Consider the following 18261-nt stretch of genomic DNA (forward strand, 5'->3'; position numbering starts at 1 on the left):
CTTGCCTTATCAAAGGAAGGTGCGACTTCTGGTACCATTTGGGACAAGGTGGCGATTAAACAGTGACCGGCAGTCGATTTCAGTAGCCAACTACGGCAACTTGATATCACTTGGCGTTTTTTTACGCTCACGGCTGCCGGGGTTGCTGATATACTGAGTCACAGTATCTGAACAGTTTTTTTACATTGGAGAGTGCATGTCTACCGAACATCAACTCTTGGTTGGTTTGTTGCGGAAACTCAAGAACGATACCCTGGTGCTGCCAACCTTGCCGGAAGTGGCCATGCGGGTGCAGGAGGTGGTCAGTCGTCCCGACTCAAGCCTGAGGGAAGTTGCCGATATCATAGGTCAGGATGCCGCCATATCGGCGCGTTTGATCAAGGTAGCCAACAGTGCTTTCTACAGCCGGGGTATTCCTGCGGAAAACATCAACAGTGCCGTAACCCGTATAGGCTTGGCGCAGATCAAATCCATCGCCACCTCCATCGCCATGGAGCAGTTGTTCATCTCCACCAACGAGATGGTGTGGGAAGTCATGGATGAGGTGTGGCGCACTTCCATAGATGTAACCGCCGCGGCCGGCGCCATGCTGCTTATCTATAACAAGACCCATCCGGGTAGCGGTCTGAATTATGATACTTTGACCCTGGCGGGGCTGGTGCATAATATCGGTGCCTTGCCGGTACTGACCGAGGCCGAGGCTCACCCGGAGCTCTTTGGCAGCATAGATCAGCTAAGAGCCTTGGTGCGCAAGATGCAAGGGCCCATAGGGCGGGCGGTACTCAAGAGCTGGGACTTTGCCCCGGATGTGATGGAAGTGGTCGAGCGCTGGGCTGATTTGCCCTATCTGCCGGATCATGTGACTTACCTGGACTTCATTCGCTCGGCGGCCTTCTATGCCGGGGAGTTGCGAGCCGGCGCCGAGCTTGAACAGCGTCTGGAAGTGTTTGTCGATAGGGGCTTGCCCGTCAGTGCCGAACTGCTAGGCAGTGATGAGTTTCTGGACAAGTACCATTCAATCAAGCAAAGCTATGAGTAAGTATTGAATTAACCCATCTTTGTCGTTCACGGGAGAATACCGCTTTGATGATAGGCCCATGGTTGCTTTCTATCGCGTTAATCACAGTGTTTATTCTCCTTTTGTGGCGCCGCCAGCGTCAAAAAGAGCGGCGTTTTATCAAGCTGCTCGGAAAACAACTCGACAATCAGATAAAAGCGCGCGCACCACTTGAACTGCCTTGGGTGCCGGTCGCCTTCTATGAGCTGGTCAATAGCCTGGAGAAGTTGCTGCAGGCCCTTCCGCCACCTGTGGGGAAAGATAAACTCACAGGTCTTGCCAATAGGGTAGGGCTCAAGCGCAGCGTTACCGCCTTGATGCCGCTGCAACAGGGCACCATGGTGCTGCTGGACATCTACCGTTTCCGTTACGTCAATGACCTGTTTGGCTTTGCCTTTGGCGATCAGTTGCTCAAGCAGATGGCAGACCGCCTGCTGGGATTGCAGCAGGCGCCCAGATTACTGGCTCGGATGAATGAAGATGAGTTTCTGCTGTACTTTGAGCAGCAACAGACAGAAGAAGATCTGCATCGGCTGCGGGGCAGGTTACAGGTGCCTTTTGATATTGAAGGTACGCCTGTGAGTATCCGCATTCAGATGGGCTATCTGGATTTGCATGCCCATCATACCGATCTCAGCCTGATGTTGCGCCGCCTGGATCTGGCGTTGAAAAAAGCCCGCAATAGCCGTGATCTGCTTGCCGGTTATCAGACGGGTGAAGACAGTATCCAAATGCGCGAGCTGGAGATCATCAACAGCCTGCCCAAGGCGTTGAAGACAGGGCAGTTGTATCTGGTTTATCAGGCCAAAGAAGAGGTGAGCAGCGGCCTTTGTCGCCAGGTTGAAGCGCTCATCCGTTGGGAACATCCCAAATTCGGCACCATTTCTCCGGCCGAGTTTATTCCACTGGCCGAGTATTCCGGCATGATAGGCCTGGTGAGTCAGTGGGCGCTGGAGCAGGTGATGATGCAGCAGCGCAAGTGGCGCAGCGGTGGCTTCAAGGTGCGGATAGCGCTTAACCTTTCGGCGCAGGATCTCAACAACGGCTGCATGCTGCAGGAGATTGAACGCCAACTGCAGGAGTATCAGTTGCCGGGTGAGGTACTGGCGATAGAGATCACCGAGAGCAGCCTGATGGCCGATCTTGAGCAGGCGATAAAAATCCTGGAGCGGCTGCGGCAACTGGACATTCGTCTGGCGATAGATGATTTTGGTACCGGGCACTCGTCGCTGGCCTATTTGAAAAATCTGCCGGTAGATGAAGTCAAAATAGATAAGGCGTTCAATGAAGAGTTGCTCAGCAACAGCAATGCCAAGCATATTATGCGTGCCAGCATCCAGATGGCCAAGTCACTGGGTTTTGAGGTCACTGTCGAGGGGGTCGAATCTATGGCGCTGAAACAGATGCTGATCTCCCTGGGGGCCGATCAGCTGCAGGGTGATATTGTCGCCAAACCCAAGACGGCGCCTGAGCTTGAATACTGGTACGCCAAGCACAGCATGCAAACCAAGACGGTGAGCTGAACTATTGGCTGTAGGCCTAATCTTGTTGCTGCTATGCCCTTAACTGTGTCCCCAACTGTTCGAGTAGTGTCGCCGGCATAGGGCAAAGCTGGCGCTGACTATTCATGCACACCATTTCAACCCGGCCACTGACTGCCGCCCTGGCGGCGTTTTCGCGCCAGATCTCCTGTTCCCACACTGTGCGGTATTTGCTTTCGAAGGCAAAGCGGGTACGGACATCCAGGATATCGGCAAACTCGACCCCTTCCTGACAGGTGAGCTCGGAGCGATAGACAGCAAAACCTATTCCATCCGAATGCCACAGGCGTTTCAGTTCGTTGGCACCTATAACCTGTTCACGGGCGCGCTCGAAGTACTTCAGAAAATTGGGGTGATACACCACGCCGGAAAAGTCCGTATCTTCATAGTAGATCTGCAATTGAAAATGAAACCAAGGGCTGAAGCTGAGTTGCATGCAAATACCTGTAATTGAGTCGCGCCAGGCAGTTTAGCACTCGCGTCGGCAAAGGTCAGCTCAGAGGCGGCTGCTACTGATGATCTGCTGGTATTGACCACTTTGTTTCATCTGTCTCAGTCCTTCATCCAGTGCCTTGGCCAGCTTTGGAGAAGAGGCATTTTGCAGCGAAAATGCCAGAAATATTCGGCTCTGGTGATTGGAAAATGCCGGTAGGATCTCCTCTTCAACCCCCATACGTTTGATAAAGCCTTCGGCCACCTTGTCGAACATAATGGCTGCATCTATGCGGTTAAGCAGCAAGAGGTTGAGTAATTGCTCCTGGCTGGCTACCGGTACCAACTGTAACTGTTGGCTCAGTTTGGCAAATTCATCGCCGTATTCGTAACCCTTGATTATCCCAACGACGCTGCCCTTGGGTAGCTGCCATTTGTTTTGGGCATTCAGTGGCCGATTTCTGTTGTAGTAGAAGGAGGCATTGGCAACAAACAGCGGCTCTTCACCAAACAGAAAATCCGGCTCGGTACTGCGCTCACGGGTCACATTGAACACCCCTTGCACCTGTCCCTTACGGGCCATCATCAAGGCTCTGGAATAGGGCACTACCAAGCTTTCCACTTGAATATGCTCAATAGAGAAAGCGGCGGTTATCAGTTGGTGGGATAAGCCTTGCCCGGTTCTGTCGGCAAAAGGTGGCCAGCTGTCTTCGGCGGCGAGTAAGACTTTTGTCTCTGCTTCGGCCCAAGCCAGTGTTGAAGAAAACATGTAAATAAAACAAGTTAATACAGCTATTATTCCAGATCTCATTCTCATCCTTTGATTGAGTCGCCTGGTTTGGAAAGGTTAAAAATAGTACCTGAGTCTTAGGGAAGATGCGAGCAAGTCCCATCTGTGCCCTGAGTCGAATCACAGGCCTCTGAAATCAGCAAATACCCGGGCCACACCTTCCGCAAAGGGTGTGTGTTTTTGCTTAAATTGCATCCCCTCATAGCGAGTGCCGCTAAGCCCGGGTTTTCGATTGTGAACCAGTTGGCGTTTATTATTGTGGTGGTTTGCATTCTATATATCATTAGATTATTCTCAATGAAATTTTTCTAATGGATAGAGGTGTACCATGCCAGAAAAGATTATTGAACTTGAAACCAAAATGGGTAAAGGCTGGAAAGTGACAGCGCAGGTGCGTGAGCATACCTTGGTCATTGACCAACCGACGGCCGGTAACGAAGGAGCCAATCCGCTTGAGACCTTCCTGTTTTCTCTGGGGGGCTGTATTTCTGCCATTGCCAGAATGGTGGCCAGAGAGCAGAAAATCGATCTCAGGGGGATGAACATCAAGGTGCGTGGCGAGATGAATTCCGACGGTTTGCTGGGGAAAGCCAGCGAGGATCCTGTCGGGTTTCGCCGTATTACCCTGGATGCCGATATTGACGCCGACATGACTGCAGAACAAAAGCAGCAGTTTCTCGATACTGTCTGCCATCGTTGTCCCGTGCATGACAACCTGTTGAGCGCCTCCAGAGTAGAGCATCAAAGTATCTGAGTATCTGAGTATCTGATGCCTGAAGCTTCAAATGCTCTTGGCTTGAGCGCTGTCAGTCCTTGCCAAACCTGGGCTAAATAAAGTAAAGCGTTGAACCAGGCCTGCCGTTGTGAATACTGACAGGCTGACAGATAACCATTGGATCAGACGGCAAAATGCCGTTTCGCCTCCTACACTTGCAAGGGAAGATGCAAGTTCAGGGATAACATAGCAAAGGAGGCGAGAATGAGTTATATCGATGTGATGGTCGCTCCGGTTCCCAGCGCCAAGAAACAGCAGTATCTTGAGCATGCACGCCGGGCGGCGGGTCTGTTCAAGTCTCAGGGGGCTTTGGAGCTGGTAGAATGCTGGGGGGATGATGTCCCGGAAGGTAAGCTTACTTCCATGCCTATGGCGATAAAGCGCCAGGACGATGAGACTGTGGTGGTTTCCTGGATCGTTTGGCCGGACAAGGCCACGCGTGATAAAGGTATGCAGTTTATCATGACAGATCCTTCCGTTCCCGAGACTCTCGGCGATATGCCGTTCGATGGCAAGAGGATGATCTGGGGTGGCTTTGAGATGCTGCTCAAGGAGTAGCCTTTCTTTGACTCCTCAATAAAACACGGGATGCCGCTTGGCATCCCGTGTTTTATTGAGCCCGGCAGAATCAATCTGAACCTGAGCCTATGTTTATCTGCGCCTGCTGCCGGGCGATAGCGGCATTGAGCCTGTCTTTGACATGGCCGGGCGACTTGGTGTTATAGGACAAGAGTCGATACATGGCCGGGATCACCAACAGGGTGACAAAGGTCGCAAACGCCATACCGAAGAACACTACGGTTCCCACGGCAATACGGCTCTCAGAGCCGGCACCGGTGGAGAAGATCAGCGGAATCGCGCCGACAATCGCGGTGAAGGAGGTCATCAGGATAGGCCGCAAACGCCGCGCCGAGGCATCGATAACCGCCTGTTCGAAGGCCAGCCCCTTGTCTCGCAGTTGGTTGGCAAATTCGACTATCAGAATACCGTTCTTGGTCACCATGCCTATCAACATGATCATCCCTATCTGGCTGTAGAGGTTGAGCCCTTGTTGTGTCAGCCATAGGCCAAGGAAGCCGCCGAATACCCCCATGGGGACGGTCAACATCACCACCAGTGGGTTGATAAAGCTTTCGAACTGAGCCGCCAGCACCAGATAAACCACCAAGAGGGCCAAACCGAATACCAGCAGCATGCTGCTCTGGTTTTCCTTGAAGTCTTTCGACTCACCAGTGTAGCTGATACTGATATCACCGGGCAGGGATTCAATCGCTTTGGCGTCGAGGAAATCCAGTGCTTCCCCCAGAGTGGCGCCATCCATGAGGTTAGCCTTGATGGTGATGGATTTTTGCTTATTGGTATGGCTCAGTCGCTGCGGCGAGGCCACTTCTTCGATATGCGCCAGGCTGTCGAGGGTAACCAGCTCGCCCTTGGTGGTCCGCATATAGATCTGGCTGAGGTCGCTCATGCTGCTGAACTGTTTTTCATCCCCGCGCACATAGACATCATACTCTTCACCCCTGTCCACATAGGTGGTTTGTTTGCGGCCGCCGAGCATCACTTCCAGGGTTTCCGAAACATCGGCAACACTGACACCAAGCTCTGCCGCCCTTTGTCTGTCAACCGTGACCAGAAGCTCAGGGGTGGTTTCGGCATAATCCAGATCGGCGCCGCGCATCAGGCCACTGCTGTTGGCCTCCTGTTGCAGCAGCTGTGCCCATTTGAACAGCTCTTTATAGTCGGATCCGCCGATAACAAACTGCACCGGCTCACTGGAGCGGCCACGGAAGCCGGGTAACATGGGCCGCACCATCACATCGGGAATATCTTTCAATACCTGGGCTATCATCACCAGCGCCTGATCGGCGTTGATATTCCTGTCCTCCCAATCCTCGAGCTGCATGATCACAAAACCTGTCTGATCACCGGCGCGGCCACCAAAGGCCGGCGCCTGCACACTGAAGGACTTGAGCACGCCCTGGCCCAGCAGCGGCATCAGCCTGTCCTGTACTATGTCCATGTTGGCTGTCATGCGGTTGTAGCTGGTGCCTTCGGCGCCCTTGATAAAGGCGAAGATCACCCCGCGGTCTTCCTGCGGTGCCAGCTGTGCGGGAATATGGTTTACCAGCAAGGCGCTGCCGCCGATACAGGCGAGGATAACCAAGGGTGCCGCAACCTTGTGACGTATGGCAATGGCCACCATGGCGCGATACTTAAGCTCGAGCGCCGCAAAGAAGCGATTCAAGGCGCGGTTGAAGGCGTTGGGTTTGACATTGGCCTTGAGCAACTGGCTGCTGAGCACAGGTGTCAGTGTCAGCGCGACCAGGGATGAGAACAGTACAGACACCGCCAGCAGCACGGAAAACTCGGTGAACAGCAAGCCGACCATGCCTTCCATAAAGGAGATGGGCAGAAATACCATCACCAATACCGCCGTGGTGGCAATAACGGCAAAGCCCACTTCGCGGGTGCCCTTGTAGGCGGCCAGCAGCGGGTCTTCCCCGCGCTCTATGTGGTGAAAGATATTCTCTACCACCACAATGGCGTCATCCACCACCAGGCCTATGGCCAGGATCAGTGCCATCAGGGTCAGCAGGTTGATGGAAAAGCCCAAGAAGTAGGCGGCCATAAAGGCCGAGATCAGCGATACCGGCACAGTCACAGCAGGAATAAGCGTTGCCCGCAGCTGGCCGATGAAAATATACAGCACCAGCAGTACCAGCGCCGCCGTGATATAGAGGGTGTAATACACCTCGTCTATGGCCTGATCGATAAACACGGTCGAGTCGTAGTCCACATATAGCTGGGTACCGGCCGGCAGAAACTTTTGCAGCGCGTCCACCTGCTTGTAGACATCTTTGGCGACATCCAGCGGGTTGGCATCCGATTGCGGCACTATCCCCAGGCTGAGGTTGACTATGCCGTTGCTCTTGAAGGTGGAGTTCTCATTCTCGGCGCCGACAAACACCTCGGCTACATCCTTGAGATAAACCGGCGAGCCATTTGCGCTGCTGACCTGCAGATAGTCGAATTGCTCAGGGCTCAGATAGAGGCGGGCGGTGCGCACTGTCATCACTGTGGTGTCGTTACGCAGCTCACCGCCGGGGGATTCCATATTCTCCGCCTTCAGGGCTGCAAGGATATCCTGCACAGTGACATTGCGACCGGCCATCTGCTCAGGCTTGAGGCGCACATACATCACCTTGTAGAGGCCACCTGAGATATCCACCGAGCTGACCCCTGTGATCAGGTTGAACTTATCTTCCAGTACCCGGCGGGAATAGTCAGTGAGCTGGGTACGATCCATCTCGCTGGAGCTCAAGTTGACATAGATGGAGGGCTCGCCCGAGCCGTTGTCTTTGGAGACTATCGGGTCGTTGGCTTCTTCCGGCAGCCTGCGCTGCGCCCGGGCCACGGCATCACGGACATCGCTCACCCCTTCGGTGAGGTTCCAGCCCAATTTGAAGGTCACAGTGATCCGCGACATGCCGTTGCGGCTCACCGAGGTGATTTCATCGATACCGCTGATGCCTGTCAGCTCATCCTCAAGGTTTTTGGTGACCTGACTCTCCATGATAGAGGCGCTGGCCCCTTCATAGGTGGTCATCACAGTGACGACCGGGCTCTCCACATCCGGCATTTCCCGCACCGACAGCTTGCTGAAAGACACCAGACCAAAGACACACAAAAGCAGGCTCAGCACTATGGCGCTGATCGGCCGTTTGACCGAGACATCGGATAACAACATCAGTGAAGCTCCCCGGTCTGCTGTACTGCTTCGGCGGTCAAGGGCTTGACGCTGGCGCCATCACGAATATTCACCAGCCCCTGCACCACAATGCGATCCCCCAGGCTGACGCCATCTGTGATAAGCACCAGATTGTCGACCCGGGCGCCCAAATGCACTTCGGTGCGGTGGGCTATGCTGTTTTCATCTATGCGATAGACATAACGCTTGGTGCCTGAATACTCCAACGCCTGTACAGGTACTACCGCCTGATGAATTGGTGGGAAGGTCAGGGTGGCCGATAACATCATGCCAGGTCTCAAGTATTTGTTTTTATTTTTGAATTCTACCCGCACCCTGACATTGAGAGTATCCGGGTTGACTCTGGGATCTATGGCAACCACCTCGCCCTGAAACAGTTGGCCGTTCCAGGCACTGCTGCTGCCTTGTACCTGCATGCCGACACTCAGTTGCGACAGATAAGATTCGGGCACCTGCAGATCGAGCCGCAACAAGCTCAGATCATCGAGACTCAAGAGTTCGGTTCCTTGGCTCACCAGTTTACCCTTGCTGAAATCCACCAGGCCCACTGTACCGGAAAAGGGAGCCCGCAGATGATGGTAGGAAAGTTCGGCCCTGGCCGAGGCCAGCCTGGCTTCGGCGATACTGACGCTGGCGCGTTGGGCATCAATTTCTGTCTGGGTAATGGCGTTGCGGCCGATCAGTTTTTCATACTCGCCCAACTTACGCCGCTCATCGGCCAGATAAGATTCAGCTTCCATTACCGCCGCCTTGGCCTTGGACTCTTCCAAAACCAGCAAGAGTTCCCCCGCCTTCACCTCCTGGTTGGAGCGCACTGCGATAGCGTCTATCTTGCCGGCGACTTGAGGCGCTATAGTGACCGAGCGTTCTGCTTCCAGCTTGCCTATCAGAGTCAGGGATTGCGCCAGGGATTGCTCTGTGACTGTGGCGGTAATTACGGGAACGGCGGCTTTGCCCATCCCCATGCCTGAGCCAGGTTTGTTGCCGGCTTTATCTGCCGTCGGAGTCAAGAGGAGATAGGCGGCCACACAAAGGCCAAGGACCAGGAGTCCGATATAAGGTTTTTTCATTGTGTCCCATCTGATGCCGGTAGAGATCCGCTAGGATCTGAAGGTTGCCTATTTTACGGGAGCCTCAAGCATAAAGCTGGTAAATGAGTGTAAAAAAGCGCAAATTCCAGTGTGAAAATGTGACCGATGGCGAATGTCTGAATCTGTTCTCTCAAACTGTTCCTTGCCTGCAACAGTTTTTAATAAAATGAGTTGTAAGATGTGTAGTTGTAAATTTTTGCCGAGTCAGATATTTGTCAGGAGTCATTTTACTTTGGTTTTAATGAGACTTGGTCATCATATTCATAAGTCATATTAAATTATTTCCTTTGGCGCTTGTGCGCCTGTTTTTATATGTGCTAACTGAGTTGTTTATATTGGTGTTGTTATTTGGTTTGGTGTTCTGTTTATTCATGGAATACTGTATTGGTGCCTGTATAAATATGGTGAAACACAATGAATATTTACAGGGATATAAAGTTTTCACGTTATTGTTATGGCGGAAAGCAAGCTCGTAATTTAATTCTGCTGGCTATTTTCTTTATGATGGCGCGGCCTGTACCAGCCGATGATACTGAGCTTTATGTTTACGAATCCTCCTCGCGAACCGGCGATAGGCCGCAAATCCTGATCATTTTTGATAACTCCCGCAGCATGGAAGAGTACGTCTATGATGTCGATGAAAGTTACTCGGGAGTAGAGGGCTCCGGCAGTCAAAATACCGAAAGCGGGTTCCTGTATTTTACCAAGGGCACTCCAGATTCAGTTAATATTCCTGTGTTGGATGAACAGAAAGGAAGCCGGCGGTTCAAGAGGGAGAATAACGGTTGTCAAACTTCCTGGGAGTATTTAAATAAGTATGGAACTTATACCGGGTTTATTCGGGAATATAGCTTCTCGGGGCAGAATGGTACCTGGAAAGAATTACCTGAGAATGCCGGTGCCAATCTTACCTTGATTGATTGTTTCGAAGATATTCAGGATGAACGCTATGGTAACGCCTCAGGAATTGTAGATGGCTTGCCGCTCGATGGCACCGGCAATCGTAAAGAAGTGGTTGGTTACACAGAGGTGAATGACGGCTCCAGCGCTGAGCAGAAAAAAGCCGCCAAGGAAGCCGCAGAGCGAACCGGTTTCGGCACGGGTCGGCCGGTTACTTTCTACACGGAAGATTATCTGCGCTGGTATCACAGCGACAAAAAGAAAGTAACCAAGACCCGGTTGCAGGTCGCCAAGGACGCGATTCAAAATGTGATAGTGACCACTCCTGGGGTTGATTTGGGGCTGGCAATCTTCAACTTGAACTTCAAGCTGGAAGGGGAGCGTGATGGTGGACGGATCATCTCGGGGATCAAGTCCATGACCGCTGCCAGCAAGATAGAGCTCATTAACAGGATTAATGATATTTCCTACGCCCAGGCCACGCCACTGTGTGAGACCTTTTATGAGGCTTTTCGCTATTTTAGCGGCAAGGGAGTGCACTTCGCCGATAAAGACAGTGATTATTTTTTTACAAACAGCGATGGCAAGGTTGTCGATCAGTATCTGGTTAAAGATACCCCGCAAAGGGATATGAGCATTATCAAGGGTGGCAGCTATGTTTCGCCGTTCAAGCCATGCCAGAGCCAGGTTTATGTTGTTTATATTACCGACGGTGAACCCACTCAGGATGCCTCTGCCGATGATCTGATCCAAGAGATGACGGGGGATGAGGATGCCTATATCACCCAAAGAAGCCGGAGTTATCTCAGTGCCCTGAGCAGTTGGATGAGTCGGAATGACCTTAACTCCAATCTGGCAGGCAAACAGACAGTGACCACTTTTACCATAGGCTTCAGCGAGGGGGCGGCCAAGGCCGAAGCCTTACTGAGAAAAACCGCCGAAAAGGGGGGCGGCCGCTACTTCGATGCCCAGGATGCCAGCAAGTTGCAGTCGGCAATTCAATCTGTGGTTAATCAAATTCTGGAGAAGAACGCCAGCTTCACCTCGCCTTCGGTGGCCAGCAATAATTTCAACAAGCTACAAACCTTGGATTCAGTGTATTACTCGATGTTTTTGCCCAACAAGGGACCTCGCTGGCGTGGCAATATCAAGAAGTTCCAAGTGACGGATAAAGGCAAAGTGGTCGACAGCAAAGGTGAGCCGGCCATTGCCGAGAATGGCAATATCAGTGCCAAGAGCTGTTCTTTTTGGAGTTCCAGCGGGGCTTGCAGTCAAGGAGGCGACGGCGATGATGTGACCAAGGGTGGGGTGGCCGAAGCCCTCTATAACCAAAAGCAGCGCACTTTTTATGGCAATTTTGCCGCCGGGGGCGACTTGTCACCGCTGACCTTAGATGCCGCCAGCGGTTATGCCGGAGGTGAAGCCAAGCTGGCGCAGCATATGGGGGTAGACAGCAGCCAGTTGCAGGGGCTGTTTGATTGGGCACGCGGCGAGGATGTCGATGACGACAACCGCAACGGCAATCGCAGCGATAAGCGTCGCGATCTTTTGGGTGACCCCCTGCATTCCAAGCCTCTGGCGATAGATTTTGGTTCGTCCGCAACCGACCCGGATATCCGTATCCTGGTGGGCAGCAATCATGGCATGCTGCATATGTTTCAGGACAAGGGGGCTTCGGTCAGTGAGAGTTGGGCCTTTATGCCCTGGGAATTTCTCCCCAATCTGGCTGAACTTAAAGCCAATGCACCGTCGGGCGTGCATTCGGTTTATGGTTTCGATGGTTCACCTGTGGCCTTTACCAAACGTGTGGGCAACAGGCTTGAGAAAGCCTGGGTGTTTATGGGGCTGCGGCGCGGCGGCCGTGGTTACTATGCTCTGGATGTTACCAACCCGGATAATCCCAAGCTGATGTGGCATGTTAATGCCGATACGGCAGGGATGAGCGAGTTGGGGCAAAGCTGGGCCAAACCTGTGGTGACCAGTATTCCTGGTTATGGGGATAAGCCGGTACTCATCTTTGGGGCAGGGTACTCTCCGGCCAAGGATACTCTGAGGGTGGGCAGCGCCGACAGCCAGGGGCGCGGGGTATTTATCCTGGATGCTGAAACCGGTAAGTTGCTGCACAGGTTCGGCCCCGGCGGTGATACCGAAATGCCTGAACTCAGAGACAGTATCCCCAATACGGTGGCCGTGCTTGATGACAATAGTGATGGTGTCAGCGACCGCATCTATGCTACAGACACCGGAGCCAATATCTGGCGTCTGGACCTGCCCGATGCCGACCGTAATAATTGGAGCGCCTTCAAGTTTGCTTCGCTTGGCGGCAGCACTGAGAGTACGGACAGGCGCTTCTTTGCCGCGCCTGTAGTGGCGCAAACCATGTTAAGTAATCAGACCGAGAACCGGGTCACGACCAACGGCGAGTCAAAGACAGTCAATTCATCCATGGAGATCCCCTATGATGCCGTAGTGGTGGGCTCTGGACTCAGGCCATCGCCTTTGGATACCAGTCGTTCGGATATGTTTTTTGTGTTGCAGGACAGAAACACTGCCAGCCAAAATTTCAATGAAATAGATCCCCCACAACCACTGACCTTGGCCGAACTCTACGATGTGACGACCAAGGCGCCGAATTCCGCTCAGGAACATATCGATTTTGGCCGCAAACTCGGCTGGTATTATGACTTTACCCGCAGTGGTGAAAAGAGTCTGTCCGATGCCAGTATTATCAAAGGGCGGGTGTTTTTCACTTCCTATGTCCCGGGCAGTAAAGCCTCTGCGGAGCAATGTTTGGTCTCGGGCAAGGGGTATCTCTATGGCTTTGATCTGCATAAGGGGGCGCGCAGCTATACCCAGACTTATCTGGAGACGGGGGAAAGTCTCCCCGACACCCCGCAGTTGGTGGTGCAGCCAGGCACCAATGCCGACGGAACCGCCGGGGACAGCTATCTCTATCTGATTGGTATTGGGAATGCCGCAGCACTCATGGACAAGCTGGTTGATGACAAGGGCTGCCCTGCTGGGGACGAACAGTGTGTCGGTGAAGGCCCGGCGACTCACAAACTCTATTACTTCCAGGCCGATTGAAGCGCAGAGGTGTACAGTGAACAAGGTGATCCTTAGCTTGTCTTTGAGCGTATGTTTCCCCCTGATGGCGAGCGAGGGGCAAACGCGACAGGATTATAAGTGCCTGGTGGAAACAACAAGAACGTCGCATGAGATCATCCGGGTCTCCTGGGATCCGTCCAAGGCGGAACTCTATCAGCGACAGATGCCGGGAATGGTGCTGGAGCGGATTGGCAATCGTGGGCAGCACCATTACATACGCGAAGTGTTTGAGTGCGTATCAAGGAATGAGGAATTTTACTCTGCCACAGGAAGAAAAATCGACCAGGCCGGCAAAAATCTGGACTGAGAAACCCAGGGTTGGCTTCATCGCTCTGTTTGCATCAAATAGGTAAATGCCCGAACAAGAGGTTTCTTTCGTGGCCAAGTCTCTCCTATTGATAACTTTCTTCTTCGGTGCCTTATTCCGAGTTTTTAGGATATCAGCAAATGCCATGTTAATTATAATTGAGGTTTTGATACATATATTTTACATTTGATTCGGCGCAGCCAAGAGGTGTGCCACTCCTGTTTTGAATAAAGGTCATTTTAAAAACACCATAATAGTAGTGAATACCGGATCTTCTAAAATGAACTGGCTGATATTGTGCGGGTGTTCGGTTAAATGTTGAAGTCGAGTCAGATATTTGGCTAAGGTCAAATCTGTTTGATTAACCTGAGGCCAAATCGACACATTTTGATATTAATGTAAATAATTTGATTAATTTGTTGTTTGGGTGTTCCTGCCGTGGTAAATAGAGGCTCGAAGAGATAAAAGCCTTATTTTACAGTCCGGTGTTTTGTTTATCTCTATCAAAACAGTGGAATAAACACCGGTAAAACACGACGTAACTACCATGACAAATCACGGATGTATCGGCCCTTGTTGGCGGCAAATCAGCAGGCGATTCCTGGCCTTGTTGCTCTCCTGTATTGGCAGTTTTATATTGGCCAGTCCATTATTGGCCGATGACACTGAACTCTATGTTTATGAGTCCTCATCGCGTAGCGGTGCCCGGCCGCAAATGCTGATCATTTTCGATAACTCAGCCAGTATGGGTAATTATGTATACGATGTGGATGAGAGTTATTCTCCCGGCGCAGGTGGTGGCGCTCTTGAGCCCAAGAAAGAATTTATTTACTTCACCAAAGGTGCTCCTGATTCAGACAATATGCCGGTTCCGGGCAAGCAGGATAAGACCTGGCGTTTTTTGCGCAGCAATAACGGCTGCCAAACGTCCTGGGAGTATCTGAACAAGTATGGGATTTATACCGGTTTTGTCCGTGAATACAGTTTCTCCGGACAAAATGGCACCTGGAAAGAGTTGCCCGAAAACAATGGTGCCAATGTTACCCTGATAGATTGTTTCGAGGATATTCAGGATGAGCGTTATGGCAATGCCGAAGGGATACCCGATGGTTTGCCGCTGGATAGTGCCGGTAACCGCAATCAGGTGATCAGCTACACCCAGGTCAGCAATGGCTCGACCGAGGCGCAGAAGAAGGCGGCTAAGGACGCGGCCGAGCGCACAGGTTTTGGCACAGGTCGTGTGGTGACCCTCTACACAGAAGATTATCTACGCTGGTACCACAGCGACAAGAAAAAGGTCACCAAGACTCGCCTGCAACTCGCCCAGGAAGCGATTCAGAACGTGATTGTGACGACTCCCGGGGTGGATTTGGGACTGGCCATATTCAACCTCAACCATGACAGGGAAGGAGTGCGTGACGGCGGGCGGATCATCTCCGGGATAAAACAGCAGAGTGCTGCCAGTAAGATAGCACTTATCGAGAGTGTCAAGGAAATCGCTTACGCCCAGAATACACCCTTGTGTGAAACCCTCTACGAGGCCTATCGTTACTTTAGTGGTCAAGGGGTGTATTTTGGAGACGATGACAGCGATTACACTTTCTACAAGAGGGACTATTGGGGGCGGGTTGTCACTGATCGTTGGGGCCGCCCCATAGTCACCCGCACCTACCTTACGGAAAATACGCCCCAAGCGGATCCGAGCATTATCAAGAATGGCATCTATGATTCACCGTTTAAAAAATGTCAGAACCAAGCCTATGTAATCTATATCACAGACGGTGAGCCGACGCTGGATAGCGCCGCTGACGGCTTGGTGCAGGGGATGACCGGGGGCAAGGATGCCTATGTGAGCCGTAATGGCAACAGTTATCTCAGTGCCCTGAGCAGTTGGATGGCCAGCAATGATGTCAACCCCAATATGGCCGGCAAACAGACGGTCAATACTTTTACCATAGGTTTCAGTGAGGGGGCGGCCAGGGCGGAAGCCTTGCTGAGAAAGACTGCTGAAAAAGGCGGCGGCCGTTACTTTGATGCCCAAAATGCCAGCAAGCTGCAGTCGGCAATCCAGTTGGTGGTCAATCAAATTCTGGAGAAGAATGCCAGTTTCACCTCGCCCTCAGTGGCCAGCAACAACTTTAACAAGGTGCAGACCTTTGACTCTGTGTACTATTCCATGTTCCTGCCCAACAAGGGCCCCCGTTGGCGTGGCAATATCAAGAAATTCAGGGTGACAGGCACAGGGGATGTGGTAGACAAAAACGGCAATCCGGCCATTGCCGACAATGGCAATATCAATACCTCGGCCTGCTCCTTCTGGAGCTCTCAGGCGGCTTGCAACGCCGGTGGTGATGGCGACGATGTCACCAAAGGTGGGGTGGCCGAGGCCCTCTATAACCAAAAGCAGCGCACTTTCTACGGCAATTTTGCTTCCAAAGGCGGTTTGTCGCCCCTGACCAAGGCCGCGGCCAGCAGTTACGCCGGTGGCGAGGCCAAGCTGGCGCAGCATATGGGAGTAGACAAAAGCCAACTGCAGGATCTGTTCGACTGGGTTATCGGCAAGGATATTGACGATGACAACCAAAACAACAGCCGCAGCGATAAGCGCCATGACCTTCTGGGCGACCCCTTGCATTCCAAACCTTTGGCCATAGATTTCGGTTCGTCCGCAAAGAACCCGGATATCCGTATTCTGGTGGGCAGTAACCACGGCATGCTGCATATGTTTCAGGACAAAGGGGACTCGGTCAATGAGAGCTGGGCCTTTATGCCTTGGGAATTTTTGCCCAATCTGGCAACGCTCAGAGCCAACGTACCTTCCGGCGTGCATTCGGTTTATGGTTTTGATGGCTCACCCGTGGCTTATATCAAGCGCAGCGGCAACAAGATGGAGAAGGCCTGGGTATTTATGGGGCTGCGGCGTGGTGGCCGTGGTTACTACGCCATGAATGTGACCAATCCGGATAAGCCTAGCCTGATGTGGCATATCAGCGCAGACTCGGCCGGCATGAGTGAGTTGGGGCAAAGCTGGGCCAAGCCTGTGGTGACCACCATTCCAGGTCAGGGTGATAAGCCGGTGCTCATCTTTGGGGCAGGGTACTCTCCGGCCAAGGATACTCTGGAGGTCGGTGGCGCCGATAGCCAGGGCCGCGGGGTGTTCATTCTGGATGCCGAAACCGGCAAGTTACTGCACAGATTTGGCCCCGGCGGTGATACTCCAATGCCGGGGCTGAGGGACAGCATTCCCAATTCGGTCGCGATTCTTGACAGCAATGGTGATGGCGTTACTGACCGTATCTATGCCACAGATACCGGGGCCAATGTTTGGCGGCTGGATATGGCTGGTGCCGACACCAAACAATGGAGTGCCTTCAAGTTTGCTTCTCTTGGCGGCAGCACCGAGAATACCGACAGGCGCTTCTTTGCCGCCCCTGTGGTGGCGCAAACCATGTTTGGCAATCTGAGCGAGAACCGTGTCACGGTCAACGGCCAGTCAAAGACGGTGATTTCGGCGCAGCAGATCCCTTACGATGCCGTGGTGGTCGGCTCCGGACTCAGGCCATCTCCATCGAACACCAGTCGCTCGGACATGTTCTTTGTTCTGCAGGACAGAAATACCCTCAGTCAGAGTTTCAAGGGCAAGGCAGTGCCTCAGGCACTGACGTTGGCGGATCTTTACGATGTGACTGCCAAGGCACCGGCTTCAGAGAAAGAACATATTGCTTTTGGCCGCAAGCGCGGTTGGTATTACGACTTTACCCGCAATGGTGAAAAAAGCCTTTCCGATGCCAGTGTCATCAAAGGGCGGGTTTTCTTTACCTCCTATGTGCCCGGCTCGCAGACCTCCACCAACCAGTGTTTGGTTGCCGGGCAGGGCTACCTCTATGGCTTTGATCTGCACAAGGGCACCCGCAGTTACACAAAAACCTATCTGGAGATGGGAGAGAGTGTCCCGGATACACCGCAGTTGGTTGTGCCGCCCAATATCAGGAGTGATGGCACTGTGGCCGATAGCTATATGTATTTGATAGGCATTGGCAATGCCGGCGAAAAGATGGAGAAGGTGAAGTCGGATCCAGGCTGCCCACCCGGCGATCACAAGTGTGTCGGCGGCGGCCCGTCTACCAACAAGATTTATTACTATCAGGCCAACTGAGGAGCGGATGATGAACAAGCTGATATTGTCTTTGGCCATACTCTTGAGTCTGCCCCTGGCTGCCGCACAGCCCAAGGGGCAACGTCAGGACTATAAGTGCCTGGTGGAAACAACAAGAGCGGCGCAGGAGATTATTCGGGTCTCCTGGGATCCGGCCAAGGCCGAGCTCTACCAGCGGCAGATGCCGGGAATGAAGCTGGAGCGGATAGGTAACCGCGGCAAACGCCATTATGTGCGTGAAGTGTTTGAGTGTGTGCCCAGAGAGCAGGCGTTTCGCTCGGACAGTGGCAGGCAGTTGGACGATTCTGAAGCCGGCCTGGGTTAAAGGAAATAAA

General features: G+C 52.7%; 12 protein-coding genes. 8 read left to right on the forward strand and 4 right to left on the reverse strand.

The genetic code is table 11. From position 1 onward, the window contains the following. Positions 1-196: 196 nt before the first annotated feature. Positions 197-1039, forward strand: a complete 843-nt coding sequence (locus tag ACWAU4_RS07010; RefSeq protein ID WP_025887591.1) for an HDOD domain-containing protein — start codon at positions 197-199, stop codon at positions 1037-1039. Positions 1040-1086: 47 nt separating this feature from the next. After that, positions 1087-2580, forward strand: a complete 1494-nt coding sequence (locus tag ACWAU4_RS07015; protein ID WP_025887593.1) for a putative bifunctional diguanylate cyclase/phosphodiesterase — start codon at positions 1087-1089, stop codon at positions 2578-2580. Between the two features lie 31 nt (positions 2581-2611). Here the strand turns inward: ACWAU4_RS07015 and ACWAU4_RS07020 are convergent, their stop codons facing one another. Both ACWAU4_RS07020 and ACWAU4_RS07025 read right to left on the reverse strand, forming a co-directional pair. Continuing rightward, positions 2612-3034 (reverse strand): thioesterase family protein, encoded by a 423-nt coding sequence (locus ACWAU4_RS07020; RefSeq protein ID WP_093983558.1) that lies wholly within the window; start codon positions 3032-3034, stop codon positions 2612-2614. A gap of 60 nt (positions 3035-3094) precedes the next feature. Further along, complete coding sequence (locus tag ACWAU4_RS07025) at positions 3095-3847, reverse strand: substrate-binding periplasmic protein (protein ID WP_037436415.1); 753 nt, start codon at positions 3845-3847, stop codon at positions 3095-3097. A gap of 301 nt (positions 3848-4148) precedes the next feature. On the opposite strand from ACWAU4_RS07025, the gene ACWAU4_RS07030 reads away from it, so the two are divergent. Together ACWAU4_RS07030 and ACWAU4_RS07035 are read left to right on the forward strand one after the other, a co-directional pair. After that, positions 4149-4574, forward strand: a complete 426-nt coding sequence (locus ACWAU4_RS07030) for an OsmC family protein (protein ID WP_045282530.1) — start codon at positions 4149-4151, stop codon at positions 4572-4574. A 225-nt stretch (positions 4575-4799) separates the two neighbouring features. Continuing rightward, positions 4800-5153 carry a DUF1428 domain-containing protein gene (locus ACWAU4_RS07035; protein ID WP_025887599.1) on the forward strand — a complete coding sequence of 118 codons (354 nt, stop codon included), beginning with the start codon at positions 4800-4802 and terminating at the stop codon, positions 5151-5153. A gap of 70 nt (positions 5154-5223) precedes the next feature. Here the strand turns inward: ACWAU4_RS07035 and ACWAU4_RS07040 are convergent, their stop codons facing one another. Further along, positions 5224-8343 carry a multidrug efflux RND transporter permease subunit gene (locus tag ACWAU4_RS07040; protein WP_025887601.1) on the reverse strand — a complete coding sequence of 1040 codons (3120 nt, stop codon included), beginning with the start codon at positions 8341-8343 and terminating at the stop codon, positions 5224-5226. Further along, a complete protein-coding gene (locus ACWAU4_RS07045; protein ID WP_025887603.1) occupies positions 8343-9434 on the reverse strand; it encodes an efflux RND transporter periplasmic adaptor subunit in 1092 nt (363 codons plus the stop codon). The genes ACWAU4_RS07040 and ACWAU4_RS07045 overlap by 1 nt, the downstream gene beginning before the upstream one ends. A 435-nt stretch (positions 9435-9869) precedes the next feature. Here ACWAU4_RS07045 and ACWAU4_RS07050 point away from each other — a divergent pair, with 435 nt between their 5' ends. From ACWAU4_RS07050 to ACWAU4_RS07065, 4 genes are all read left to right on the forward strand, one after another. Then, on the forward strand, positions 9870-13442 hold the full coding sequence (locus ACWAU4_RS07050; RefSeq protein ID WP_243890835.1) for a pilus assembly protein: 3573 nt from the start codon (positions 9870-9872) through the stop codon (positions 13440-13442). Positions 13443-13458: 16 nt separating this feature from the next. After that, a complete protein-coding gene (locus ACWAU4_RS07055) occupies positions 13459-13770 on the forward strand; it encodes a TapY2 family type IVa secretion system protein (protein WP_208125659.1) in 312 nt (103 codons plus the stop codon). Positions 13771-14407: 637 nt separating this feature from the next. Beyond that, entirely contained in the window at positions 14408-17926 is a 3519-nt protein-coding gene (locus ACWAU4_RS07060; RefSeq protein ID WP_338090062.1) for a pilus assembly protein, read from the forward strand. Between the two features lie 7 nt (positions 17927-17933). Continuing rightward, positions 17934-18251 (forward strand): TapY2 family type IVa secretion system protein, encoded by a 318-nt coding sequence (locus tag ACWAU4_RS07065; protein WP_144128501.1) that lies wholly within the window; start codon positions 17934-17936, stop codon positions 18249-18251. Positions 18252-18261: the final 10 nt, after the last annotated feature.

The organism is Shewanella sp. FeAMO (assembly GCF_053653955.1).

Coding starts and splice junctions, on each gene's coding strand:
- ACWAU4_RS07065 (WP_144128501.1), top strand. CDS start 17,934: ATGATGAACAAGCTGATATTGTCTTTGGCCATACTCTTGAGTCTGCCC.
- ACWAU4_RS07015 (WP_025887593.1), top strand. CDS start 1,087: ATGATAGGCCCATGGTTGCTTTCTATCGCGTTAATCACAGTGTTTATT.
- ACWAU4_RS07035 (WP_025887599.1), top strand. CDS start 4,800: ATGAGTTATATCGATGTGATGGTCGCTCCGGTTCCCAGCGCCAAGAAA.
- ACWAU4_RS07045 (WP_025887603.1), bottom strand. CDS start 9,434: ATGAAAAAACCTTATATCGGACTCCTGGTCCTTGGCCTTTGTGTGGCC.
- ACWAU4_RS07010 (WP_025887591.1), top strand. CDS start 197: ATGTCTACCGAACATCAACTCTTGGTTGGTTTGTTGCGGAAACTCAAG.
- ACWAU4_RS07025 (WP_037436415.1), bottom strand. CDS start 3,847: ATGAGAATGAGATCTGGAATAATAGCTGTATTAACTTGTTTTATTTAC.
- ACWAU4_RS07050 (WP_243890835.1), top strand. CDS start 9,870: ATGAATATTTACAGGGATATAAAGTTTTCACGTTATTGTTATGGCGGA.
- ACWAU4_RS07020 (WP_093983558.1), bottom strand. CDS start 3,034: ATGCAACTCAGCTTCAGCCCTTGGTTTCATTTTCAATTGCAGATCTAC.
- ACWAU4_RS07040 (WP_025887601.1), bottom strand. CDS start 8,343: ATGTTGTTATCCGATGTCTCGGTCAAACGGCCGATCAGCGCCATAGTG.
- ACWAU4_RS07030 (WP_045282530.1), top strand. CDS start 4,149: ATGCCAGAAAAGATTATTGAACTTGAAACCAAAATGGGTAAAGGCTGG.